Below are 24,486 nucleotides of genomic sequence, written 5' to 3'. Positions count from 1 at the left end.
AATCTAAGTGCAAGTTAAGCTGATGCTCATTCAGCCAAGATAGGAGCAAAACGAATGCGAAGACACAATATTTTTCATTATTTTGATAAAACAAGCTGGGGTAGTTCCCTGTATCTTTTGGTTTACACGTATCGTGTTTGGTAGCAGAGAAATTTTGTATTTAACAACGATTTCGTTCATTTGAATTATCAGCAAATAAAGGCGTAAGACATGAGCATTAAACGCAGAATATGGGCCTTACCAGTCATTGCCACGGTCATTTTCGGTGTTGGTCTGGCAGTCAGTGTATATTTTTCTACCTTAGCGATTTCGTCGATCAAAGCTACTGCTGATGTCGACTATCCCGTACTCGACCGCGCGAAAATTTTATCCTCAGACGTTCAGGGTTTGACAGACATGTTGAGGGACGCGGTATCTGAAGGTGATAAAAAACGTATTGATGCGGTCGCTGAGACGGCCAAAAAAGTCAAAGAAAAACTCAAAAAATTAGGTGACGTGCCTGGCCAAAAAGCACTCGCTGATAAATTAAGCGGCGAGTTTGACGCCTACTATGCACCAGCCTTAAAGGTCGCCAAGATTATGCTGGAAATTGAGCAGGGTGATCCGCAAGCAGAGATTGGCACCATGCAAAGTGCGTTAAAAATCTTACAAGCTGATTTGACCAAAACCGTAGACACTGCCCAAAGTCAATTCACCATGGGTATTGAGAAAAGCGGCGATAACGTGCGCAATGTGCTCTATACCGCAATTCTGGTTGCACTGATGGTGACAGTTTCTCTGGGTGTCGTATCCTTCTTTGTCGTGCGTACGATCTGGCAGCAATTAGGTGGTGAGCCAGAATATGCCCGCGAAATCGCTGCTGCCGTTGCCGCCGGTGATTTGAGTATGGAGATCAGTATCGATGGTGAACATGGAACGAGTTTGCTATCTGCCCTGCAAGAAATGCAGGTGCGTTTGCAGTCTATGGTGGCAGATATTAAAACTTCTGCAGAAACCATTAAAGTTGCTAGCTCAGAGATCGCTTCGGGTAATGCAGACTTATCCAGCCGTACCGAATCGCAAGCCAGCAGCCTGGAAGAAACCGCAAGCTCGATGGAGACATTAACCGATACCGTAAAACAAAATGCCGACAATGCACGTCAGGCAAATCAGTTGGTACAAAGCGCCTCCGGTGTGGCGGTCAAAGGTGGTAATGTGGTGAGCCAGGTGGTAACAACCATGGCAGAGATTAACCAGTCCTCTAAAAAGATCGTCGATATTATTGCGGTAATTGATGGTATCGCTTTTCAAACGAATATTCTGGCACTGAACGCGGCGGTAGAAGCCGCGCGTGCCGGTGAGCAAGGCCGTGGTTTTGCAGTCGTTGCCTCCGAGGTGCGTAATTTGGCGCAAAGAAGTGCCGCCGCCGCTAAAGAAATCAAAACATTGATCGGTGATTCAGTCGATAAAGTTAATATCGGTTCGCAATTGGTGGATCAGGCTGGTAATACGATGGATGAGATCGTTGCCTCGGTTAAACGCGTCAGCGACATCATGGCGGAGATTACATCAGCCAGCCAAGAGCAAAGTGCGGGCATACAAGAGGTCAGCGTTGCTATTGGCCAAATGGATGAGATGACTCAGCAAAACTCCGCCTTGGTAGAACAGGCCGCTGCGGCTGCAGAGTCGCTGGAAGAGCAAGCCGATCATCTGACCCAAGCACTCGATGTATTCAAGTTATCGTCTGTGGCACCGGCATATGGCGGCAAAGCACGACCAGCTAGTCCTGCTGTTAAGACAAAGGCCTACCAGGCAACGGCGATAGGAATGGATTAGATCCTCGGGTCTGATGTCAGAATACTGAGATCAATTCGTTTCCTCCCATCCGCTTGATTGGTTTCAAGCGGATTTTTTATGCCTGAAAAATTGAATGCAAATTGCGTGCAAATTGAATCAATACCGTTGTTCAGGCGTCCAAAGCGATACATTTTTGATAATTACCCATACGTTTATTATTCAAACATTCGTTCGTCTTACTCGTTACGCATATATTCATTCATCAGTATTTTTCTGCATCTTGTTTGGCAATTCCCCATCGTTTTTACTTCATTGGAAGGACTTACCGTGAAATTGGTTTATGACTTGAAGATTTCGGCAAAACTATTTGTGGGCTTTATCACCCTGCTATTGCTCACCTGCTTTCTCGGTGTGTTTTCTATCTATCAGTTAGCGCAGGTTAACCAGACCGCCACGGAGCTTGGTACTAATTGGTTGCCAAGCGTCGATGCCGGGATGGGTATTAAAGAGCGTATCTCCCGTATTCGCTCACAAGAGGCGCAAGTCGTCTCTGCAGAGAGTCCCGAAGAAGCTGATAAATATGCCGGACGGGTCAAAGAGGCCGTTGCCGGGCTCAGAGAATATGAAAAAAAATATCAGGTTTTGATCAGCCTGCCAGAAGAAAAAGCCGAGTTCGACGAGTATCTGAAATTGATGAGTAGCTATCTTGCACTCTCAGACAAAATGGCGACCCTAGCGCATGATGGTAACAATAAGGATGCGACCGCAATTTTGCGTAATGAATCATCCAAGCTAAATACCCAAATTCGCACGATGGTCGACAAATTGGTGAAGATTAACAGTGAGGGCGGCGCTGCCTCCTATCAACATAGTACTGAGGTATATAAGAGCTCGCGCTCGTGGATTATTGGCGTTCTTGCCGCAAGCATTTTGTTAGGGCTGACTTTGGCGTACTGGATTGCTCACGTTGTCTCCAGTCCTTTGCAGTATGCAGTCAAGGTAGCGCAAACGGTAGCATCTGGTGATCTGACTAGCCAGATCAATGTGAACAGCAAGGATGAGACTGGGATGTTGTTGCAGGCGCTCAAAGAAATGAACGCAAGTCTGCTGAAAGTTGTCAGTGAAGTCCGTAACGGAACTGATCAAATTGCGTCTGCGTCGATGCAAATCGCGGAAGGTAATATGGATTTATCCAACCGCACCGAAACTCAGGCCAGTTCATTGGAAGAAACCGCCTCTTCCATGGAGGAGCTGACCTCCACGGTCAGGCATAACAGTGACAATGCACGGCAAGCAAATCAGCTTTCAATTTCTGCCACGCAGGTAGCGATAAAAGGCGGTGATGTGGTCTCACAAGTGGTCGACACAATCGGGTCGATTAATGCCTCATCGAAAAAAATCGTCGATATTATCGGTGTGATCGACAGCATCGCTTTTCAGACGAATATTCTGGCATTGAATGCTGCGGTTGAGGCTGCCCGTGCGGGTGAGCAGGGACGTGGATTTGCCGTGGTTGCTTCAGAAGTGCGTAATCTGGCCCAACGTTCTGCCAGCGCAGCAAAAGAGATTAAAGAATTGATCAATGATTCGGTCGAAAAAGTAGGTCAGGGGTCTCGACTGGTGGATCAGGCTGGCAATACGATGAATGAGGTGGTTGAAAGCGTTAGACGGGTCAGCGATATCATCAGCGAGATCACTGCCGCGGGCGCAGAACAAAACTCAGGGATTAATCAGATCAATACTGCCATCACACAAATGGATGAGGTCACGCAACAGAATGCGGCATTGGTAGAGGAGGCTGCTGCCGCAGCAAAATCCTTGCAGGATCAGGCCGCTAAATTGAGTCAGGTCGTCAGTGTATTCAAACTTGATCAAACTAGCGTCAACCAGACTTCAGCCGGTAAACCAGCTGTCATCGTTGCACGTTCAGCGCCTATGGCAAACAAGCCCAAACCTGCAACCCGCGTACTTCCAAAGCCAGTCATGTCAGCTCCGCGTAATGGTAATTCTAGCGCAGCAAAGTCTAAAGTCGCCACGGCAGAAACGGATGATTGGGAAGAGTTCTAAGAAAAACCCCCTGCCAGCTGGTGTATTGAATACCAAGCTGACAGGTTCTTAAGCATGTCTAAAATCTGAAACTCACCAGACGCTAAGGTAGTGCTATTGCGATACCTTAACCATAAAAAAACATCTGCAAAACAATATACTCCCCCTAATTTTTACTAAAAACGCAATATTGTCCAGAGATTACATGGACAATAAAATATACATAGTGGGAGTATGTATTTTCAGGTAATTAACTTAATTCAGTTTGCTGGACAATAATGCGCGATACCAAGCCGTATTCACTGGCCTCAGACGCATTCATCCAATAGTCGCGGTCGATGTCGGTGGTGACTCTCTCCAACGACTGTCCTGACTCTTTTGCAATCAATGCTGCAATACGTTCACGAACTTTGACGATTTCACGCGCCTGGATTGCGATGTCACTGGCTTGTCCGCCAGCGCCGCCGCTTGGTTGATGGATCAGGAAGCGGGTATTAGTCAAGCAGAAGCGACGCTCTTTTGGCACGGCCAAAAATACATTCACTGCGGCGCTGCCGACCCAGCCCGTGCCAACCATATTGACCGGAGCATCGATAAATTTGACGATATCATGGATGACATCGCCGGATTCCACGTGACCACCAGGCGACGATACGAGAACTGTGATCGGCTCTTTGGACTCTGCCGCCAGCGCAATCAGGCGATTGCTCACATCGGCTGCCATCTTATCGTTGATCGTGCCAAACACCAGCACGGTCCGTGATTTAAAGGCTTTTTCTTCCAGAAAAGGGCTACGTGGTGCGCTGTCGTTGTTATTTTCGTCGGCCATAATATTATCGCTTGGTTGGATTGGTGAAATGAGGAAAATTTTGTATAACTTTTGTTAGATGGCTATGGGCTTGGATTTTTCAAGTAGGCTTCTGCCAGTCTGACCCAATAAGTTGCGCCGATTGGTAGCAAATCATCGTTAAAGTCATAACTGGGGTTGTGTAGATTGCATGGCCCCAAGCCATGGCCAATATCGCGGTGCTCGCCATCGCCATTCCCTAAGAAAACATAGCAGCCAGGCTTGGCCTGCAACATAAACGCGAAATCTTCTGCGCCCATGGTGGGTTCTACCTGTGCATCGACGCGGTCGTTCCCAACGATGGAGCGCATCACATCGACTGCAAAGGCGGTTTCTTTGGCATGATTGATCAGCGGTGGATAGTTGCGTTTAAAGTTAAAGTCGACCGAGGCGTCAAATGCAGCGGCAGTGTGTTCTGCAATCGCGCGCATCCGGTTTTCCAGCAGATCAACTACCGATGTGGTAAAGCCGCGTACCGTACCGATTAAGCTGGCTTCATCGGGTATGACGTTGGTGGCGCTGCCGGCATGAATTTGGGTAATGGACAGCACAGCAGTATCCAGCGGACTTTTGTTGCGGGTGATAATCGTTTGCCAGCTCTGCGCAATTTGCACAGCGACCATAATAGGATCGATGCCCTTATGAGGTTGCGCCGCATGCGCGCCTTTACCTTTGATGGTGACTTCAAATTCGTTGGAGGATGCCATCATCGGTCCGGCAGTGACCCCGAAACTGCCAGCTGCTGCACCGGGCCAGTTATGCATACCAAATACGGCTTCCATCGGACATTGTTCAAACAAACCATCATCCATCATGCGCTTAGCACCACCACCACCTTCTTCCGCCGGTTGGAAGATGGCATAGACCGTTCCGTCAAATTCCCGATGTTGAGACAAGTAATGCGCTGCGCCCAACAGCATCGCCGTATGGCCATCATGGCCGCAGGCATGCATTTTGCCTTCGTTTTTTGATGCGTGAGGAAAGGTATTAAATTCTTGCATGGGTAAAGCATCAATGTCGGCACGCAAGCCGATGGCCCGTTGGCTGGTACCGTTTTTGATGATGCCGACAACGCCGGTAGTTCCAAGGCCACGAATGACAGGGATGCCCCATTCTTGTAACTTGTGGGCGACCACGTCTGAGGTACGGTGTTCTTCGAAACTTAGCTCGGGATGCGCGTGAATGTCGCGTCGGATTTGTTGAAGTTCGGTATGAAACTGAAGGATAGGGTCAATCAAATGCATGATGTTCTCCGGACAAATAGTGAGTGATTGCAGCGCTAAGAGTTCACTCAGGATACTTGCTAATTTGTTGCGCCAAAAGAGTGCGCAGTGTATGTTGTTGCACAATGCAGACTGGCAATTAATCTTGCAACGCACGCCGTCGTCGGTTCGTTGGGGAGCAATCGCACTATGTTCTTGTCGTCAATGCTTGTTGTAAAAGTCAGTGATATCAACGGGTTTAAAAAGTAGTGCTTAGAAACAGTATTAATAAGTTCAAGTGTAAATCATTTTGCCTCAATCAGAATTGAGTTGGTTTTTCATCCTGATAGTTTGATTGCTGGCACTGTCCCAACCGATTTTAAAGGAGTCGTCGATGTCGATGTTGCATAAAATTAAGAGCAAAATCAAACCACGCACCGTGTTGTTAGCTGCAAGTATCTCGGCTTTCCTCGTGGTGTCGCCGATCAGCTTTGCGCAGGAATTTAAATTGGCGATGAGTTCGCCACCAACGTCGCTCGACCCCCATTTTTATAACGTCTTTCCAAATCTCAATGTCTCAGACCATATGTTTGAGACTTTAGTCACCATGGATGCCGATAGCCATATTATTCCTGGCCTCGCGGAGTCATGGACGCTGGTCAATAACTTGACTTGGGAGTTAAAGCTGCGTAAAGGCATTAAATTTCATGATGGTTCTGAAATGACGGCCGATGATGTGATCTGGTCATTGGATCGTCCTGCAAATATCGTTGGCAGCCCTGGCAAGTTTGATGTCTACACCAAGGCAATCATTAACAAGAAGGTTGTTGATGCTTATACGATTCGGCTGACGACTAAAGAGCCTTATCCACTGATGTTGCCAGATTTGTCCGCGATTTATATTGTCTCTAAAAAAGCGACCCAAGGTTTGACCAGCGACGATTTTTCTAGCGGCAAAGGGATGGTCGGAACAGGTCCGTATAAATTCGTGAAGTTCCTGCGGGATGACAGGATTGAGATGGACCGCTTCGATGGATATTGGGGTAAAAAAGCCGGTAAATGGAGCAAAGTGACTTTGCGTTTTATTCCTAACGGTGCGACCCGTATTGCGGCTTTGTTAGCGGGTGATGTGCAAGCCTTAGAGAACGTACCCACCCCCGATGTTGCCCGTATCCGTAGCGACACCAATTTGACCATGATGTCAAAAGTATCGCACCGCCTGATCTATTTATATCTGGACGGTACCCGCGATAAATCTCCTTTCATCACGGACAAAGATGGCAAGCCTATGGATAAAAATCCATTGAAAGATATCCGTGTCCGTAAAGCGATTTCGATGGCGATCAATCGTGACGCGATTAAAGATCGTGTTATGGAAGGACTGTCACAGCCGACTGCCAACTTGGTTCCTATCACTTTATTTGGGCATAATCCCGAACTCAAAGTCATGAAATACGATCCAGATATGGCTAAAAAATTATTGACCGAGGCTGGTTATCCCAACGGCTTTAGTGTCACCATCCAGACCCCGAATAATCGTTATGTCAATGATGAGAAAATTACCCAAACAATTGCCCAAATGCTGTCAAAAATTGGTATTGCAGCTAAGGTAGAAGGTATGCCAATGTCGATCTACGCCTCCCGTGGAATTAAGCGCGAATACTCAATCGGCTTGCTCGGCTGGGGCGCGCAGACGGGTGAAGTCTCTTCCCCTTTACGCGCGATTGCCGCCTGTGATGAGCCTGAAAAAGGGTTTGGCGGTAACAACTACCTCAAATATTGCAATCCTAAAGTGAATGAAATCTTAGGTAAGGCAATGAACACGGTAGACGATAAAGTCCGCCTGAAGTTATTGCAAGATGCTACTGCGCTAGTGATCAATGATGCCGAGATCATTCCGATTCATCAACAGGTGACGACCTGGGCGATGAAGAAGAATATTACCTATATTCCCCGTACCGACGAACGTACTCATGCCTACGATTTTAGTGCCAAATAATCAGACCTAAATATCGATAAGTGTCTAAAGCATCAAGACCCCTCACCACAGAGGCACAGAGACACAGAGACACAGAGGAACAACAAAAAAAGAGAAAGGCAGGTTTTGCTGTTCTATTGATTTTCTCGGTATTTATTCTTCCTCTGTGTCTCTGTGGTGAGGGGTTTTGGTTTTTGCGTAATTCCTATTGATGTAAGTTTTGACAGTGGAACAGGAAGCAGCATGTTGGTTTTTATTATTCGACGTCTGATGCAAAGCGTCATCGTTTTACTGGTGATGTCGCTGCTGGTGTTTGCCGGCGTGTACGCAATCGGTAACCCGATTGATGTATTGATTAGCCCAGACGCCGATCAGCTAGAGCGTGCCCGCACCATTGCCGCATTTGGTTTAGATAAACCGATGGTGGAGCAATATTTTATATTTTTAAAAAATGCACTCAGCGGTGATATGGGACGCTCGTTTGCTTTTTCTACGCCCGCTCTTGCCCTGATTTTTGAACGCATGCCAGCAACGATGGAGCTCGCCGTCTGCGCCATCTTTTTGTCGGTCGTGATGGGCATACCGCTTGGTTTGTGGGCGGGTTTGCGTCCCAACGGCGTAGCGGGAAAAACGATTATGGCGGTTTCCATTTTCGGTTTTTCATTGCCTACATTTTGGGTAGGGTTGATGCTGATTATGGTGTTTGCCGTGCAGTTAGGCTGGTTGCCCTCCAGTGGACGTGGCGAAACCAGTTTGCTCTTCGGTATTCCCGTAAGTTTTTTAAGTTGGGACGGTCTGCGACATATACTGATGCCCGCATTTAATCTGGCCTTGTTTAACGTCGCATTGGTCATACGCCTGACGCGCGCTGGTGCGCAAGAAGCGCTGTTGCAAGACTATGTCAAATTTGCACGTGCCAAGGGTTTGCGAAATAGCCGCATCATTGGCGTGCATGTACTCAAAAATATTTTAATACCGATCATTACCGTGATTGCTTTGCAATTTGGTTCGATTATTGCGTTCGCGATTGTGACGGAATCGGTGTTCGCCTGGCCGGGCATGGGTAAGCTGATTATTGATTCTATCCGCGTATTGGATCGACCAGTCATCGTGGCGTATTTGCTGCTGATTGTGACGATGTTTATTTTGATTAATCTGGTGGTAGATGTTTTGTATTCTTTGCTCGATCCACGAGTCCGACTTTCTGAGAGCAAATCATGACGACGACATTGCAAAAACCAGCAGCGCCGTTTAAAGCGGATACGCCGTTCCGGCGATTTACCCGTCAATTTTTTGAAAGCAAAATCGCTACAGCAGGCTTAGTGTTGCTGGTCTTGATTTTGTTAGCAGCACTTTTCGCCCCCTGGATATCGCCGCAAAATCCCTACGATCTCAGCAATTTAGATGTGATGGATTCGCGGCTAGAGCCTGGTCAGATGTCGGCCGATGGCAAATTACGTTTTCTGATGGGCACTGATGAGCAGGGACGTGACATGCTCTCTGCGATTATTTACGGCTTACGTATTTCAGTGATGGTTGGTGTTAGCAGTACCGTGATTGCTTTGGTGATTGGCTTAACGTTGGGGCTGTTCGCTGGCTATGCAGGTGGCAAGATCGAATCGTTAATTATGCGGATTGCCGATATCCAATTGTCGTTTCCTCCGATTTTGATTGCCTTGATTTTGCTGGCGCTGAGCGGGCAGGGCGTGGGCAAAATCATCATCGCGCTGGTCGCAGTGCAATGGGCTTACTACGCCCGCACCGCAAGGAGCGCAGCCTTGGTGGAGCGCAAAAAGGAATATGTGGAAGCTGCAATAGGCTTGGGTTTGTCACCTGCCCGGATTATTTTGCGACATCTGCTACCTAATTGCTTACCGCCGTTGATTGTGATCGCTGCATTGCAGGTAGCTTCGGCGATTTCACTAGAGGCGACGTTATCCTTTTTAGGTTTGGGTTTGCCAGTCACTGAACCCTCACTGGGATTGCTGATTGCAAATGGCTTCCAATATCTGCTGTCGGGTAAATACTGGATCAGTTTCTTCCCGGGCATCGCTTTATTAGTGACGGTAGTGTCCATCAACCTGGTAGCCGATCAGTTGCGCGATGTGCTCAATCCGCGTTTGCAGACACAATAAGAGGACGTGATGCCAGAACTAAAACAAGCAACGCAACCTACGCAACCTACTCTGATTGTCGAAGGATTGACGACCGAATTCCATACCCGCGCAGGAATAGCAACCGCAGTGAATGATGTCTCGTTCTCGGTGATGCCTGGTCAAATTATGGGATTAGTGGGGGAGTCTGGTTCGGGCAAATCGATGACCGGTTATTCCATCATGGGTTTGATTGATGCGCCGGGTAAAGTCGTGGGTGGTCAAATTTTACTCAAAGGTCAGGACTTGCGGGCGATGTCTGCAGAGCAAATGCGCCAGGTAAGAGGTGACCGCATTGCGATGATTTTTCAAGATCCGATGATGACTTTAAATCCGGTATTGCGGATAGATACGCAAATGACCGAGGCCATTTTCGCCCATCACAAAGTAAGTAAATCTGCTGCGATGGAAATGGCACGTGATGCTTTGGTGCGGGTAGGCATTCCTTCACCGGACGAGCGGTTGATGTCGTATCCGCATCAATTTTCTGGCGGCATGCGTCAACGCGTGGCGATTGCGATTGCTCTGCTGAATAAACCTGATCTGATTATTTGCGACGAGCCGACAACGGCCTTGGACGTGACGATACAAGGACAAATTCTGTTTGAGATGCAAAAACTTTGCCGCGAATCCGGTACCTCCTTAATCTGGATCACGCATGACTTATCGGTGATCGCCGGATTGGCCGATACCGTGAGCGTAATGTATGCTGGCCGGATTGTTGAGAGCGGCACGGTGGAGCAAGTGCTGAACCAACCACGTCACCCTTATACCTATGGCTTGATCGCCTCGGCGCCGTCACGCAACCCGCGTGGTCAGGCTTTACATCAGATTCCCGGAATGACACCCTCTTTATTAAACTTGCCAGTCGGTTGTGCTTTTCGTGAGCGTTGTAGTCAGGCGCAGAGCGATTGTGCCAATGTGCCAGCTTTAACAGAGATCGATGGTCGCGCTGTGCGTTGTTTTCACCCAATACCCGCAGAGAGCGAGTTAGTCGCATGAGCATTATTCACTCTGACGCTACACCGATATTAGAGCTACGCAATGTCAGCAAACGTTTCGTCAAACCATTGGATACCGCCGCCAAGATCGCCAATGTGTTTGGTGCCAATATGCAGCAACAGACCGTGCACGCGGTTGATCAAGTGAATCTGGTGGTGCAAGCCGGTGAGGTGGTTGGTCTGGTCGGTGAATCTGGTTGTGGCAAATCGACTCTAGGACGCATGGCGGTCGGTTTGCATTCGTTGTCTGAGGGATCGCGTTGGTGGCGAGGACAAGAAGTCAAGCAAATGGATCGCGCTGCGCAGCGCAAGGTACAGCTTGGCATACAAATGATTTTTCAAGATCCGTATGCATCGCTGAATCCTCGTATGCGAGTGCAAGGCATTATTGGCGAAGCGCCTGTTGTACATCAGATTATTTCAGGCTCTGAACAAAAGTCTTATGTAGAAAATTTGTTGCAGCGAGTTGGTTTAGATCCCGCTGTTTTACGACGCTTTCCACATCAGTTTTCTGGCGGACAGCGTGCGCGGATAGGAATTGCCCGCGCGCTGGCCGTGAAGCCCGAATTTTTGGTCTGTGATGAAGCCGTCGCTGCGTTAGATGTGTCGATTCAGGCGCAAGTGCTGAACTTGTTCATGCAGCTGCGGCAGGAATTGAATCTGACTTATTTGTTTATTAGCCATGATCTTGGCGTCGTACGCCATTTATCAGATCGTGTAGTGATTATGTATTTGGGCAAAGTGGTGGAGTCGGCACCTGCAGAAGAGATATTTGGACACGCCAACCATCCTTATACGCAAGCATTGATGGCCGCAGCACCTAAGCTAGAGGTGAAAAAAACCACATTTTTTGCCATTAAGGGTGAAATTCCATCCCCACTGAATCCACCCGCTGGATGCTATTTTCATCCACGCTGTCCGCATGCCATGCCGCGTTGCGCAGTCGAACAGCCCGCTCTCAGAGAGATAGCACCGCAACATTTTTCAGCATGTCATTTAAATGAATCCAGCGGTGGGTAATTCTACTTATTAACTTGTTGCTCCAAATGAACATTATGTGTTTTGGAAATGACTGGTATACGAAAAATAAAGCAGCCTTATTTGCTGCGCTGCGATAAAGTTCAGTTGTCTCCTCCAACACCGTAAAGGTTTGGATTTCAGCCCGCAACCTTAAGGTCGCGGGCTTTTTTTTGCCTATGAAATCAATAGTAGTTTGTTCCGCATAGAAAATGACGGGCTTTCCTATGGAAGTAAATTCGCTTTGATGTTGCGTAATATTTTGAGGGAAAATTTAGAGGGAAGACTCGGTAATTTGATATTCGCTTTGTGAATGATTGATATGCAAAAATAATGTTTTGTTTATTTGCTGCACTGCGATATAGTTACACCTGTCTCCTCCAACACCGTAAAGGTTTGGATTTCAGCCCGCACACTCTGCGGGCTTTTTTTTGCCTAAAATTTAACTACGAATTTAATTGGGGGCATCTGAATTTATGCGATCTGATATGACGTTGTTTTGCCGCGATAATTTGTGATTGAAAATATACTGCTGTAAGTATATTTTAGACATCCAAATAATGATTGGACATCAAGCCTAATTGCTAAAATTTTATGGGGAGTATATTAATTTGGCGGCAAGCGGTTGTAGCAAACAAGCCGCAACTTGTATTGGTTATGTTGGTCTTAGTCGAGTCGCTACACGCATATGCCAAAAGTTCAAACCGCTTCGTCAGATCAGCTTACATCAGTGCAGACGCACATATTCATCTAACTCGTTTAGCCACACCTGCTTTTGTTCCGGCGATGCGAAGGAAGCACAGAAGCTGTTTTTTGCTAACTGTATTAATTCGGCGCGTGTCAATTCCAGCGCGTCGGCTGTGGCGATGAAGTTAGTATTCATATAGCCACCAAAATACGCAGGATCGTCGGAGTTGATGGTGATGCACAGACCCACACGCAACATGCGCGCCAGATTGTGCTGACGCAAATCGGATACTACGCAGAGTTTTAAATTAGACAAAGGGCAGACCGTCAGTGGCATTTGTGTTTGCTGCAAACGCTGCATCAGCGCGGCGTCTTCCTCCGCCCTGACGCCGTGGTCAATGCGTTCTACTTGCAAGACATCAAGTGCGCTGTGGATGTAGGCTGGCGGGCCTTCTTCGCCTGCATGTGCGACCAGGCGGAAACCTAGCTCTAATGATTTGGCGAATACGCGGGTAAATTTTTCTGGTGGATTGCCAACCTCTGAAGAATCAAGGCCGATGCCATTCCACAGATCGGCATATGCATCACGCAGCGCTAAGGCCGCATCCAGCGTAGCGAAGGCGTCTTCTTCACTAAGATGGCGCAAGAAGCATAAAATCATACTGCCGGAAAAATCATGTTCTGCTTTGGCCTCGCGCAAGGCGCGTGCAATACCAGCGAACACGACCTCAGTGGCAATCCCTCTGGCGGTATGCGTTTGCGGATCAAAAAATAATTCGACATGGCGCACATTGTCAGCCAATGCCCGTTGGATGTAGGCCATGGTCAAATCATAAAAATCCTGCTCGGTCTGTAACACTGCAGCACCAGCGTAATACAGATCGAGAAACGATTGCAGGTCACTAAAGTTGTATGCAGCACGGATCTCTTCTACAGATGCGTATGGCAGTTTGACCGCATTGCGTTGCGCCAGTGCGAACATCAATTCTGGCTCAAGCGAGCCTTCAATATGCAAATGAAGTTCGGCTTTCGGCAGGCCACAAATAAAGTCGTGTAAGTGATTACTCATAGCGTTGCTGTACTCAAAATAGAAGATGGATTAGTCGGTATGTTTGTAACTGAGTTTGCAACTGCGTTTATAACTGAGTTTCTAGCTGCATTTGCACTCAATACCGGATTCGCTGGCAGTGCAGGGATGGTTGACCATAACTGCAATAATTGTGCGGCAACTGCAACCGCAATCACGCCTGGTTCTTTGCCTGTGATACCTGGCAAGCCGATAGGGCAAATCATGCTTTGTAATGCGAAGACGGGAATGCCACGCTCTTTTAATCGATGCTCAAAACTGGCACGTTTGGTCTGCGAGCCTATCAGTCCAAACCACGCTGCGTCGCCTCTTTTTAAAATTTGTTCACTCAAACGTAAATCTAAGCCGTGATGATGCGTCATCACCAGAAAATACGTACTAGCGTCAGCCTGAGCGATGACGGCTTCCGGTGTGTCGGTAGCTTCGGTTTGTACGTTAGCAGGTAATTGTGCCGGGAACAAATGATCGCGTTCGTCTACCCACAAAATTCGGCAAGGAATTTGCGATAGAACTTGCACTAAGGCGGCACCGACATGACCAGCACCAAACAAAATCAGTTGCGGTAACACTGGTTGCTGTTGCTGAAAATGACTGAGCTGCGTTATAAATTCTGCATCGCTCCATTGATCCAGGCGATCAAGCTGAATCTGCACAGCGCCGCCGCAGCATTGCCCCAGACTAGGGCCAAGTGCCAGTTTCTCAGTACGTGGTGAGCTTGTTTTAAATACGGTTTCAGATAGCCACAAGTGCGCCATTGCCAGCGCTTTCCATTCCAGATGCCCGCCACCGATCGTGCTGTATTGCGTGGTGGGTGTGACCAACATACGTGTGCCTGTGCCACGGGGCGTAGAGCCAAGTGCCGCGGTGATAGTAACTAATACCGCATGACGCTGATTTGACGACGTGGTACTAAGACTTTTCAAGCCACTGAGCCAATCGAGCGGGGAAATGGACGAGGTCATGATGGAGGCGTTTAGTGAGGCTTAGTAGCGCCTATTGGCACTTGTGAGGACAAAAATGCATGAAGCCTGACAATAGCATTTCTACTATCTCATTGCATACAGCTAAGTGTATGCAAGCCATCACTGGTAGATGATTGAATAACCCTGAGCGCAGAGCGTGCTCAAGGGTCATGTAGAGCTTCTGTGATTCAAATAGATCGCGATCTTTTACGACAGTTGACTTACTGATATGCACAGTGCGTGCTTAGTGCAGTTGTACCGATTGCTTCATGTAAGAATCGAACTGGCCCAGAAAATCATCGATATCTTCAATGCTAGGTTCGCTGGCGATTAATTCGTGGACATCTTTGCGGAAGTTGGCTGCTAGCGGGCCGCCGATAAACCATTCGCGACGCACCGATTTGTCGGTGATTTCATAACCGCCAAAGCGCAAAGCTTCATGGTCAGTGTCGGCGCCGTATTCAAAGACGCTGTATTGCTCGCTGTTGTAGATGAGATTCATTTTGCACCCTTTCTGGTCGGAAATCGTTGGTGGTTTCAATTTCTGTTACTAAGGACATGGTGCTGATCTGCACAGATTTCAAGCCTCCCCTCTACAACTGCCTTCTTTAGCTTATCACCTCATATTACCTTTGACTTTGCATCTTGCTGGAATAATTTTATATCTTTGTCATATTAGTGTTACGGCCGGGCAACGCAGAGCTTTAGCTTTTTCGGACTTAGGCGGATTCTTTGCTAAAGAAAATAGCTCAATATTGAATGATTGAGACCGACTCAATTAAATGATTTTATTTATACCTGTAGGAGTATATTTTATTGTCCAGATAATGATTGGACAATATGGCTATTTTCGTAAAAATGATGGGGAGTATATGAATTTTTGAGCTTTATTTTGTCAGCCAGAGCTTAAAATAATATCTGCATCGCATCTTAACAAGTCGACATACGGCGCTTGTGATAAAAAGTCACGCAGTTGTGTTAAATGTTCTGGATTACCTAGTGCCAGAAACAGATAATTCGGTTTTTGTCGTAACAGACGATTGAGTGTGACGCGCATGGCGAGGTTGCCAATGCAACACATACAGCCGGGTGCGATGCGTTGTATTTGTAGTGCAGGTGTTAATTTTGTCTGCGGTGCTGTTGCCGGATCAGACAATCTATCGTTGATGACTTGGAGTGCCAGTTCACCGCTGGGCAAGCCTTCCAGTATGACGCCGAAAGAATTGGCGCTATGGATACCGGCAAGGACTTGCATCTTTTGTACAGCGGCAGCAATCGCAGACTCTCTTTGCTGATAACTGCCGCCGCTGACCAGCGTGACTGATGTAGGACATGTGGGCAACGTGCGCAAGTTAGGTTCTTGCATGCAGTTTTATTCGCCGCGTTTGGCGTATTTAACTGACTCCACTCCAAGTTGCTTTAATTTACGATACAGATGCGTGCGTTCTAAACCTGTTTTTTCTGCTACGCGGGTCATGCTGCCGCCTTCGCGGTTGAGATGGTATTCAAAATAAATACGCTCAAAAGCATCGCGTGCTTCTCTCAGCGGCAAATCAAAGGACAGATTGGCAAACTGATTATTCACCGCCGGTAGAGGACTTTGCGCCGTCGTAAAATTGCGCTGATCAAAATTGCTCGCGCTGGAGGCGAAGCTACTGGATGTCAGGCTATTCGAGTTACTCAGGCTATTGCCAGCACTGTTACCACTGTTGCCAAGCGAATCGCCAGTGATGACACGTAAAGCGGGTGCCGCAGGACGGGCTACTTCTGGCGTGCGCGTCAGACCTTGCTGAACTGCTTTCAGCAGTTTTTGCAGGGCGATGGGTTTTTCTAAAAAGTTCAGCGCGCCTATCCGAGTGGCCTCGACCGCAGTGTCGATGGTGGCGTGACCAGACATCATGATGACGGGCATCGTCAACATACCGTCGCGTTGCCATTCTTTGAGGAGTGTGACGCCATCGGTATCTGGCATCCAGATATCCAGCAACACCAAGTCAGGGCGGGATGCCGCTCTTGCTTCGCGCGCTTGCTGGGCGTTTTCTGCCAGTTGAACGACGTGTCCCTCGTCGCCTAAAATCTCCGAGAGTAGTTCCCGGATGCCCATTTCGTCATCGACGACCAATATGTTTGCCATAAATTACCTTATTAAATTCTGGTCCATTACCATGCAGTGTTCCTCTGGTGGGTTCCATCGCACATAGCAATAGTGGAAATCAAATTAAACGACATTTGAATCCGGTGCTAACTTTAACAGCAAAATCGATATTTTTGCACCGTTTGTATCGCTACGATTTTGAATATCAATTCTACCGCCATGTTCATCAATAATTTTTTTCACCATCGCCAGGCCTAAACCGGTGCCGCGTGGTTTGGAAGTGGCATACGGCTCAAAGGCGCGCGCTAAAATTTTACTAGAAAAACCGGGCCCGTTATCGATGATAGACAGCCGCACCGCAGCGCGTTCCGCCTTGTCGGCGCTGGTGTAACGAACTAGCTCCGCGACCACATCAATTTGCGGGATCGCGCCTGGTTTGGCGTTGTCAGCAACCGCATCTTGCGCGTTTTGTAAAAGATTGTGGATTACCTGGCGCAGCTGGGTAGCGTCACCCATGACTAAGGGAAGATTGCTGGCCAACCTGAGTTTGATCGCATCCCGCCCATCGCCAGCCATATACAAATGCAGTACTTCATCAATTAAAGCGGTCAGATTTAACGGTGTCAGCACGGCAGGCGGTGTTTTTGCGTAATCGCGGAAATCATCCACCATGCGCTTCATCGAGGTTACCTGATTGACAATCGTGGTTGTGCTTTTCTTAAGAATAGCAACATCGGCTTCGCTCAGCTTGTCTTGCAGCTTCATCTGTAAACGTTCGGCAGATAACTGGATCGGTGTCAGCGGATTTTTGATCTCATGCGCCAGTCTTCGCGCCACTTCGCCCCAGGCGATTGAGCGCTGTGCCGAGATAATATTGCTGATGTCATCAAATACCACTACGTACCCGTTGCCCGAAGAGACCGGCAAATGTGAGCCGCGTGCCAATAAGGTAATGCCTTGTTCTTCAGTATTATTAGGCGCTGTGCTTTCTGTTCTGTTGGTTTGCAGTCGTGGGATTTCGATTTGCTGCTGCCAATGCTGCGCGTTTTCATCCTCGCCACCGGCGGCGGATTGTGCATGCTGCTCAGAGAATGCTTTATCGACTGCCACGGCGAAGCCGCTCATGCCTTCGATCTCGCTAATTGGCTTGCCGATGTCATGCTCTAAACTGCGTTGCAAAATCCGCTCTACTGATTCGTTACAGGTGACTAAATTGGCATGCTGATCAAGCACCATTACACCGGCGGACATGTTAGCCAATACGGATTCTAAATAGGCTTTGGCGTTTTCTAACTCGCTACGGTTTTTCTCCACTGCGGCACGCGCATCAAATAGCTGCCGAGTCATCGTGTTAAACGATTGCGTCAGACTGCCGAGTTCATCCGAGGTTGTGATGATCGGGCGTGGTGAGAGATTACCTTCTGCTACCGCTTTGGTACCTTCGGCTAATAACAGAAGAGGGCGCGCCAGCTCGCCTGAGATCAGAAAAGCGCTAGTGACTGCGGCAAAAATTGCCAGCAATAAAGTCAGCGTGAGGGTAAAGATATACATGGTTTTCAAGCTGCCGCGTCCTAAGGAGCGGACTTGATATTCTGCCGACGCATTGCGCAGTGCTTCTGCATGCGTGGCGAGCATGGTAGGTACGGGATGGATTAATTGCAAATAAATTGCTTCATTTTGCAAAGACAAACCACTTGTGTTGGTGCCAGTGGCGGAGTGCAGGGCAATCACGACGCGCGAACGTAACAGATCGCGTGGCTCCGCTGGCAGAACGGGGCGGCTGGCGCCGGCATTAGCGGCACTATTGTCAATAAACGAGACCGGTTCAGAATTGCCCTCAGTCGCGGCATACGCATGCGATACCCGCGCCTGCCGTATCATCGCTGGGGTTGGCAAGTCTGGCACCAGTCGTCCCATATTGGCAGAGGCGGTAGCAATGACGCGCCCTTTGCTGTTTACGATGGTGGCGTCTTGCACATCCAGCTGTTCTCGTAAGCGTCCCAACCGGATAGACAAACTCATTTCAGATGGTTCTGATAAGCGGCCGGACATATTTTGGGCTTTGGATTCTAGATCGGCTAATGAGAACTCGAGCGCACTGCGTCCCAGATTTAAGCCCGATTCAATCGCCGCCTCGACTTTGACATCAAACCAGGATTCGATAGACCGGCTCACAAATTGCACTGACACGACGTAAATCACCGCGCCCGGCAAAATCCCCACTAACGCAAATAACATCACCAGTCGCGTCATCAGGCGCGAGCCAAACTCCTTAGTCCGGTACCGCCGTAACAGGCGCCACAGAAGAGTGATGACTAACACCGACAGCGCAAAAGCAATGACTGCATTCGCGCCCAGCAACCAGCCGTAATAGTGCTCAAAATTGGCAGAATTTTCGGATGCAGTGGTTAAAAAGAATAGTAAGATGCTCATCAGAGCACCGCCAATAATCAGGGCATACCGGAGAAAACGTGTCACTTCTCTTCCGCCTTGAAGGTGAACTGTTTCCAGTCAGACGCAAGTCGCCAGTCGCTATTATTTAAAGCGCTGATCAAAAACGGTTTCGGTAGCTGGTTCAGGTCCAGCTTTAAGCGCACAGCGACGTTATACACCGCGCCGTTGGTCAAAATGCCGTGTTCTACGACGATCCAGCGCCTTGGCCGCAATACCAAGGCCATGGCTTCATCAAGAGAGTTGAAACTTTGCTGCAAACCGCCATTGATTGCCGCGGTATATTGACGTGTCCAGACGTTGTAGGCAATGCGGACGGTCTGAGACGAGCGTATGGTTTTTTCGTCAAACCAGTACCAACGTGGTCGGCTTAGCTCAACCTCGGTCGTAAATACCATCGGTATGCCGCGGGTGATCGCATCTTCCAGCCCGTGACTTAACTCAAAAGCAAAACCGGTAGCAATTCGGTAACCTTCTTCGGTGGTTTCCAGTTTTGCCAGGGTCACCTCAACATCGGCGGCCAAGGCCGCTGGTGCAGCTAAGGCAGTAACGCAGGCAAATGCCAGCATCAACAGCAAGTTCAACCATCCGGCCAACAGGCCGTTTAGTAAATGAATAGAGCGTCTGATCATAAAATTATGATGAGGCGAAACAAGGGTCATGATTGTCTGATAAGTATGAGTGCGGTTTTTCGCATCATAGCTTGAAAGTCGCTCTGAATTTTATTAAGTTTTAGCAATAAGTGCTAAGCGGCGGGTTTTTGAAACAAAGCGTAGAACAAACCGTCATGATCGTTGTTCTCAGCCGACGTTGTGTCTGATTCTGTGGCTTGCTCGGCGGTCTGTTCCGTTGTCTGCGCAGTTATCCGATTAGGCAGAATGGCGGTCGGCAAAAGTTGACCAGGTGCATCCAGACGGATTGCGTTATGACGTTTTGCAAAAGCTGCTGCCTGCAATTCAGACTCCATCGGCCAGATAGAACAAGTGACCAACAGCAGTTTGCCCTCCGGTTTCAGCATGCGCCATAGATTGTCTAAAATCCGGGCGGATAAGGTCGATAACTGTACTGCATCCGCCTTGCGCCTTAACCAGCGGATATCCGGATGACGGCGCACCACGCCGGATGCGGTGCAAGGAATATCTGCCAAAATTCGGTCAAACCCTTGTTTATCCCACCAGCCAGAGCGGCTGGCATCGCCTTCTTTCACCTCTGCTGACAATTGCAAGCGCGCCAGATTTTCGTCAATCCGCCCCAAGCGTTGCGGGTCTGCATCCAAGGCTAATAAATCGACATTGGCTGTTTCCAGAATATGGCAAGACTTACCGCCGGGAGCAGCGCAGGCATCTAGCACTCGCATACCGTCTTGTACATCCAGCAAACTTGCGGCTAATTGTGCGCCTGCATCTTGTACTGAAACCCAGCCTTGCTCAAAACCAGGGATTTGTGCCACCGGCACCGGTTTTGTCAGACGCACTGCATACGGTCCGATTTGGATTGCCTCTATGTGTTCGCTTGCCAGCGTTAGTAGATACGCCTCAGTCGTGATCTGACGACGATTCACCCGCAGCGTCATCGGCGGATGTTGATTACCTGTGCGCAAAATTGCTTGCCATTGATCGGGGTACGCCGCCTTGCATTGATCAATCCACCATTGTGGATAATTCCACAGCGCCGCTGGTTGTTTGATCACGGTAGCCAGCAAACTGTCTTGCTCACGCAGAAAGCGCCGCAAGATCGCGTTGACCATGTTTTTGGCATGCGCCATGTGTGAACTGGATGCCGCCGCATTAACTGCTTGGTCGACCACCACGAAGGCTTCGTAAGGCAGTTCCTGATCTTCTTCCGCCTCGTTTTTGACCAGCAAAGTCAACGCACAACACAGCAATCCGTATAACAGTGCCGGTTCCGGTGCTTTAGTTGTCATCAAAGTGAGTAAGGCATCAACCCGACCAACCTGACGCATAGTGCGATAAGAAATGTCTTGAATCGCCCCTTTAATTTGCGGCGTTGCCTTGCTTTGTGTAAACACTTTAGCCAAGGCTTGTGGCAATGCCACGCCGTCTAATACATAGGCTACGGCTTGCGCCGCCCCCACCAGACTAAAGGCGAGCGAATCTGCTTTTATATCCAGATACTCTATGCCCGATGTGTCGTGCACATAAGCGTTTGGCTGCGCGCTAGGGGCGTTTGATGAGCTTGACGGGCTTAATGAGGCTGGCACTACAGGTCTTGCCGCTGCTGCATCAGTTGCCGCCGGTTTGCCGAGCCTACGCTGGTCTGCAATGCCATCAGATGACGGGGAGGATTTTGGCCCTGGTGCTAATGGTGCCGACCGTGCCGGTTGGCCGGACTTTGCATATGGCTTAGAGGTCGCTGGCCTGCCTGATTTATTGGTCTTATTGTCCTTTTGGACAGCGCCTGATGCGGCAGTTTTAGTGATCTTTAAGGTTTTTCTTGGCGGTTGTAGCATATGTGCATTCGTTTAGACAATTTTGGCTGCCAGTGTAACAGCCGCGCCAGCGTATTCGCTAAAAACGCGTTCCAGTCAGCCAGCTTTTGAGGTAAAACCGTTCGCCACTGAGAATTGCAAAGGCAAGGAGGAGATCGTGAGAATGACTAATAACTCAATATCAGCCAATATCAAATATCCTAGATTTTAATATACTCCCTCATTTTTATCTTAAAAATGATGTATCAGGCAGGTTTTATATGGACAACTAATATATACCTACTGGGAGTATTTATGTTTTGTGACTAAGCTGGGGTCAGGCTGCGATGAAATGTCGCTGCACCAGCCATGTCCGCACATCGTCAAAGACACGGGTGGCTTCCAGCTCATTAAAAATCTCGTGATAAAAGCCATCGTAAAAATACGCTTGCGCAGTTTCTTCCGGTAAGCGGACAAAAAAGCGTTGGCTGCCCTCGGGGTCAACCAGGTGATCATCACCTGCCACGATCATTAGCACGGGGATTTTAAGTTGTGGCGCGTGATCATGGGCGTATTCCATCGAGGCCAGCATACTATTTAATAAGCGGGCGCTGATTTTGGAGTGCACCTGAGTATCGTTGATGTAGGCCTGAATTACCTCGGCATCATGCGACAAATACTTTGTTTTTAAACCATTAGAAACACCAAGACCAGGGAACAAGGTACTGGCAACTTTGAGTAATGCCAGCTGCATGCCAGACATCGGTAATGCCAACGCTGGGGAGGACAAAATCAATCCACGGATAGGCGCCAAACCAGCAGTCGCAAAACGCGCTGCAAACAAGCCGCCCATGCTATGCCCTAACAATAGCGGCGGCGCAGTAAGATGTTTGCTGAAATCATTAATCACCAGTCTGGCATCACGCAGCAAAGATTCTTCGTCAGGACTATCGCCACGCGCACCACCAGATGCGCCATGGCCACGATGATCATAAGTGCGTACCGCAAATCCCAATGCGTTAAAAAACCGCGCCACATGTGCATAGCGACCACAATGCTCGCCCAGACCATGCATGATCACAATGCCATCGTGCACCGGTTTTTTGTCATCTGCCTGAGACAATGGCCAGTCACGCACAAATAGCGGCGTGCCGTCACTGGCGGACAAACTAAACTCTAGCGTTTTATCAATATGCGATGTCATTGCTGCCTCCGGCGCGGGACTAAACTAAACGCCCCACATTACTTCTCTTTGCATTTTATGCGCTGCATGCAGCATTTCAAGCAGAGGATACGCGCGGCTGGAGAAGCTGACGGTCTCTGTTTTTTCATGCTCGTTATCATGCTGATCGTCGTGGTGGTGCGCATCAATATCGCGTTGCAATTCTTCCGACACACTATGTGCCTTGCTGTCAGCAACCGCAGCCTCGATGACCTGGATCGCATGCGCAGTTTCTGCTGCAGTGATAATGCCTTGATCGACATTTTTATTCAGCATGTCCAATATCCGACGCGCATGTTCTTTGTACATGGTGACTTCGGTGGCGGCTTTCGATTTGAACGTGATTAACATGATTTTCCCTATTGATAAATATGAGCTGATGCTATTTTTGATTGAATTTGTTGGAGTCTGGCAGAGCTTGCACAAAACCGCTATCGCGGCCTTGCTATAACAGTTTTTTTCGTTGGTGCCGGTTGATGAATAGTTCAGTTAAGCTTCGGATTAATGATATGCCTAAAAATTAGCCCCGGCAATTCTTAACCCATTCAGCTTATTTAAGTCACATCAACGGGTACGCTGATCTTCTGAACGGAAGCGCGTCACTTCAGGATCGCGCAAGGCTAGGTGCTTGGTACTGCGTCCTGTGACCCGTTTGCGCCACATCTCAAAACTAGATCGCTTCATATACTTACGCATGACAGCGATCACGTTTTTTTCATCCAGCCCGAATTGTACTTGGATTGCCTCAAACGGCGTCCTATCTTCCCACGCCATTTGTATGACGCGGTCGACTGTTGCGGTATCAAGTTCTGGTAATTTCATACAGTGTGAGTCTCAAAGATAAAAAGATAATGGTTTTGCGTAAGTCCGATTACTTACTTAATCAATGACTTAATTAATTTTAAATGAGGTCATAAAAGTATCAATCACATCAGGGGTGACGGCTTTTTCTCGCCCCATAATCACCGCCTGATACACCCAGGGTCCACGTGTAATAAACCGCGCGACCAATAGCACTGGCTGACCATTTTGCAAATTGCCGTGCGCCTCAACATCAACTGAATGCTCAAGTTTGCCTGGCTTTTCGCTCACGATGGACCCGTGGATATTATTGATCATGCCATTTTTCATGGCTGCCAATACCATAGCAATTTTGCTCGCATCCTCAATTTTAGCGGTACCGATGGCAAAGCTTACGCCGTCTACGTCTGCGCCTGTCATTTCCATTTTAAATTGCGTACCCTCCAACTGCATATCGCGTGAAAAACTGGCGGGCTTGGCGGGCATTAAAACTGTGTAAGGTACATCGCTGCCGCGAACCTCACGCCAATCGAATTTAGGTGAGCAAGCACACAATAAAAATGCACAAGCAAGTGCGATCAGGTGAGGGTAACGACTTGGCATTTTTGAGGATAAAAATAAAGGCATTTGTACAATCAGTTAATAAGGGAAGTTCAAATTAAGGGCAGTTCAAATGATTTGGTTAAACCGGACGCAGCTAAGATAATGTTTTTCTTACAGAAGTTCTCCTATT

21 protein-coding genes are annotated in these 24,486 nt (G+C 48.4%); 7 read left to right on the top strand and 14 right to left on the bottom strand.

Annotation, left to right across the window (positions count from 1 at the left end):
• The first annotated feature begins 210 nt into the window (after positions 1–210).
• Both RGU72_RS14330 and RGU72_RS14325 read left to right on the top strand, forming a co-directional pair.
• Positions 211–1,815: a methyl-accepting chemotaxis protein gene (locus RGU72_RS14330; protein ID WP_322120369.1), complete on the top strand. Its 1,605-nt coding sequence runs from the start codon at positions 211–213 to the stop codon at positions 1,813–1,815.
• Positions 1,816–2,103: 288 nt separating this feature from the next.
• A complete protein-coding gene (locus RGU72_RS14325) occupies positions 2,104–3,843 on the top strand; it encodes a methyl-accepting chemotaxis protein (RefSeq protein ID WP_322120368.1) in 1,740 nt (579 codons plus the stop codon).
• 229 nt (positions 3,844–4,072) lie between these two features.
• Here RGU72_RS14325 and RGU72_RS14320 read toward each other — a convergent pair whose 3' ends face one another.
• Positions 4,073–4,651, bottom strand: coding sequence for an ATP-dependent Clp protease proteolytic subunit (locus RGU72_RS14320; RefSeq protein WP_322120367.1), 579 nt, complete (start codon positions 4,649–4,651; stop codon positions 4,073–4,075).
• Between the two features lie 62 nt (positions 4,652–4,713).
• Complete coding sequence (locus RGU72_RS14315; RefSeq protein WP_322120366.1) at positions 4,714–5,913, bottom strand: M20 aminoacylase family protein; 1,200 nt, start codon at positions 5,911–5,913, stop codon at positions 4,714–4,716.
• A gap of 352 nt (positions 5,914–6,265) precedes the next feature.
• Here RGU72_RS14315 and RGU72_RS14310 point away from each other — a divergent pair, with 352 nt between their 5' ends.
• The 5 genes from RGU72_RS14310 to RGU72_RS14290 all read left to right on the top strand — a co-directional run bounded on the left by RGU72_RS14310 (position 6,266) and on the right by RGU72_RS14290 (position 12,023).
• On the top strand, positions 6,266–7,870 hold the full coding sequence (locus RGU72_RS14310; protein WP_416200128.1) for an ABC transporter substrate-binding protein: 1,605 nt from the start codon (positions 6,266–6,268) through the stop codon (positions 7,868–7,870).
• A 222-nt stretch (positions 7,871–8,092) separates the two neighbouring features.
• Entirely contained in the window at positions 8,093–9,070 is a 978-nt protein-coding gene (locus RGU72_RS14305; RefSeq protein WP_322120365.1) for an ABC transporter permease, read from the top strand.
• A complete protein-coding gene (locus RGU72_RS14300; protein WP_322120364.1) occupies positions 9,067–9,984 on the top strand; it encodes an ABC transporter permease in 918 nt (305 codons plus the stop codon). The genes RGU72_RS14305 and RGU72_RS14300 overlap by 4 nt, the downstream gene beginning before the upstream one ends.
• A gap of 9 nt (positions 9,985–9,993) precedes the next feature.
• Positions 9,994–11,004: an ABC transporter ATP-binding protein gene (locus tag RGU72_RS14295; RefSeq protein ID WP_322120363.1), complete on the top strand. Its 1,011-nt coding sequence runs from the start codon at positions 9,994–9,996 to the stop codon at positions 11,002–11,004.
• Positions 11,001–12,023 carry an ABC transporter ATP-binding protein gene (locus RGU72_RS14290; protein WP_322120362.1) on the top strand — a complete coding sequence of 341 codons (1,023 nt, stop codon included), beginning with the start codon at positions 11,001–11,003 and terminating at the stop codon, positions 12,021–12,023. Before RGU72_RS14295 ends, RGU72_RS14290 begins: the two co-directional genes overlap by 4 nt.
• Positions 12,024–12,747: 724 nt before the next feature.
• Here the strand turns inward: RGU72_RS14290 and RGU72_RS14285 are convergent.
• The 12 genes from RGU72_RS14285 to RGU72_RS14230 all read right to left on the bottom strand — a co-directional run bounded on the left by RGU72_RS14285 (position 12,748) and on the right by RGU72_RS14230 (position 24,356).
• Complete coding sequence (locus RGU72_RS14285) at positions 12,748–13,776, bottom strand: adenosine deaminase (protein ID WP_322120361.1); 1,029 nt, start codon at positions 13,774–13,776, stop codon at positions 12,748–12,750.
• Positions 13,773–14,756: a xanthine dehydrogenase accessory protein XdhC gene (xdhC, locus tag RGU72_RS14280; protein ID WP_322120360.1), complete on the bottom strand. Its 984-nt coding sequence runs from the start codon at positions 14,754–14,756 to the stop codon at positions 13,773–13,775. Before xdhC ends, RGU72_RS14285 begins: the two co-directional genes overlap by 4 nt.
• Positions 14,757–15,000: 244 nt before the next feature.
• The gene (locus RGU72_RS14275; protein WP_322120359.1) at positions 15,001–15,258 is read right to left on the bottom strand and encodes a DUF3567 domain-containing protein; all 258 of its coding nucleotides are present in this window, start codon (positions 15,256–15,258) and stop codon (positions 15,001–15,003) included.
• 393 nt (positions 15,259–15,651) lie between these two features.
• Positions 15,652–16,122: a GTPase gene (locus RGU72_RS14270; RefSeq protein WP_322120358.1), complete on the bottom strand. Its 471-nt coding sequence runs from the start codon at positions 16,120–16,122 to the stop codon at positions 15,652–15,654.
• A gap of 6 nt (positions 16,123–16,128) precedes the next feature.
• Complete coding sequence (locus RGU72_RS14265; protein WP_322120357.1) at positions 16,129–16,890, bottom strand: response regulator; 762 nt, start codon at positions 16,888–16,890, stop codon at positions 16,129–16,131.
• An 84-nt stretch (positions 16,891–16,974) separates the two neighbouring features.
• Positions 16,975–19,329, bottom strand: coding sequence for a sensor histidine kinase (locus RGU72_RS14260; RefSeq protein ID WP_322120356.1), 2,355 nt, complete (start codon positions 19,327–19,329; stop codon positions 16,975–16,977).
• Positions 19,326–19,934, bottom strand: a complete 609-nt coding sequence (locus RGU72_RS14255; RefSeq protein ID WP_322120355.1) for a DUF4390 domain-containing protein — start codon at positions 19,932–19,934, stop codon at positions 19,326–19,328. Before RGU72_RS14255 ends, RGU72_RS14260 begins: the two co-directional genes overlap by 4 nt.
• 113 nt (positions 19,935–20,047) lie before the next feature.
• Positions 20,048–21,772, bottom strand: a complete 1,725-nt coding sequence (rsmB, locus tag RGU72_RS14250; RefSeq protein WP_322120354.1) for a 16S rRNA (cytosine(967)-C(5))-methyltransferase RsmB — start codon at positions 21,770–21,772, stop codon at positions 20,048–20,050.
• Positions 21,773–22,067: 295 nt separating this feature from the next.
• Complete coding sequence (locus RGU72_RS14245) at positions 22,068–22,934, bottom strand: alpha/beta hydrolase (RefSeq protein ID WP_322120353.1); 867 nt, start codon at positions 22,932–22,934, stop codon at positions 22,068–22,070.
• A 24-nt stretch (positions 22,935–22,958) separates the two neighbouring features.
• A complete protein-coding gene (locus RGU72_RS14240; protein ID WP_322120352.1) occupies positions 22,959–23,303 on the bottom strand; it encodes a DUF1840 domain-containing protein in 345 nt (114 codons plus the stop codon).
• A gap of 213 nt (positions 23,304–23,516) precedes the next feature.
• Positions 23,517–23,774: a TIGR03643 family protein gene (locus tag RGU72_RS14235; RefSeq protein WP_322120351.1), complete on the bottom strand. Its 258-nt coding sequence runs from the start codon at positions 23,772–23,774 to the stop codon at positions 23,517–23,519.
• 69 nt (positions 23,775–23,843) lie between these two features.
• Positions 23,844–24,356, bottom strand: a complete 513-nt coding sequence (locus RGU72_RS14230; protein WP_322120350.1) for a hypothetical protein — start codon at positions 24,354–24,356, stop codon at positions 23,844–23,846.
• Between the last annotated feature and the right edge of the window lie 130 nt (positions 24,357–24,486).

The organism is Undibacterium sp. 5I1 (assembly GCF_034314085.1).
In the GTDB taxonomy this organism is placed as follows: domain Bacteria; phylum Pseudomonadota; class Gammaproteobacteria; order Burkholderiales; family Burkholderiaceae_D; genus Undibacterium.
Note: the sequence above shows the minus strand (reverse complement) of the source record. Positions and strands in the feature narration are given on the sequence as shown.

Coding starts and splice junctions, on each gene's coding strand:
- RGU72_RS14330 (WP_322120369.1), top strand. CDS start 211: ATGAGCATTAAACGCAGAATATGGGCCTTACCAGTCATTGCCACGGTC.
- RGU72_RS14320 (WP_322120367.1), bottom strand. CDS start 4,651: ATGGCCGACGAAAATAACAACGACAGCGCACCACGTAGCCCTTTTCTG.
- RGU72_RS14315 (WP_322120366.1), bottom strand. CDS start 5,913: ATGCATTTGATTGACCCTATCCTTCAGTTTCATACCGAACTTCAACAA.
- RGU72_RS14310 (WP_416200128.1), top strand. CDS start 6,266: ATGTCGATGTTGCATAAAATTAAGAGCAAAATCAAACCACGCACCGTG.
- RGU72_RS14305 (WP_322120365.1), top strand. CDS start 8,093: ATGTTGGTTTTTATTATTCGACGTCTGATGCAAAGCGTCATCGTTTTA.
- RGU72_RS14300 (WP_322120364.1), top strand. CDS start 9,067: ATGACGACGACATTGCAAAAACCAGCAGCGCCGTTTAAAGCGGATACG.
- RGU72_RS14295 (WP_322120363.1), top strand. CDS start 9,994: ATGCCAGAACTAAAACAAGCAACGCAACCTACGCAACCTACTCTGATT.
- RGU72_RS14290 (WP_322120362.1), top strand. CDS start 11,001: ATGAGCATTATTCACTCTGACGCTACACCGATATTAGAGCTACGCAAT.
- RGU72_RS14285 (WP_322120361.1), bottom strand. CDS start 13,776: ATGAGTAATCACTTACACGACTTTATTTGTGGCCTGCCGAAAGCCGAA.
- xdhC (WP_322120360.1), bottom strand. CDS start 14,756: ATGACCTCGTCCATTTCCCCGCTCGATTGGCTCAGTGGCTTGAAAAGT.
- RGU72_RS14275 (WP_322120359.1), bottom strand. CDS start 15,258: ATGAATCTCATCTACAACAGCGAGCAATACAGCGTCTTTGAATACGGC.
- RGU72_RS14270 (WP_322120358.1), bottom strand. CDS start 16,122: ATGCAAGAACCTAACTTGCGCACGTTGCCCACATGTCCTACATCAGTC.
- RGU72_RS14265 (WP_322120357.1), bottom strand. CDS start 16,890: ATGGCAAACATATTGGTCGTCGATGACGAAATGGGCATCCGGGAACTA.
- RGU72_RS14255 (WP_322120355.1), bottom strand. CDS start 19,934: ATGATCAGACGCTCTATTCATTTACTAAACGGCCTGTTGGCCGGATGG.
- rsmB (WP_322120354.1), bottom strand. CDS start 21,772: ATGCTACAACCGCCAAGAAAAACCTTAAAGATCACTAAAACTGCCGCA.
- RGU72_RS14245 (WP_322120353.1), bottom strand. CDS start 22,934: ATGACATCGCATATTGATAAAACGCTAGAGTTTAGTTTGTCCGCCAGT.
- RGU72_RS14240 (WP_322120352.1), bottom strand. CDS start 23,303: ATGTTAATCACGTTCAAATCGAAAGCCGCCACCGAAGTCACCATGTAC.
- RGU72_RS14235 (WP_322120351.1), bottom strand. CDS start 23,774: ATGAAATTACCAGAACTTGATACCGCAACAGTCGACCGCGTCATACAA.
- RGU72_RS14230 (WP_322120350.1), bottom strand. CDS start 24,356: ATGCCAAGTCGTTACCCTCACCTGATCGCACTTGCTTGTGCATTTTTA.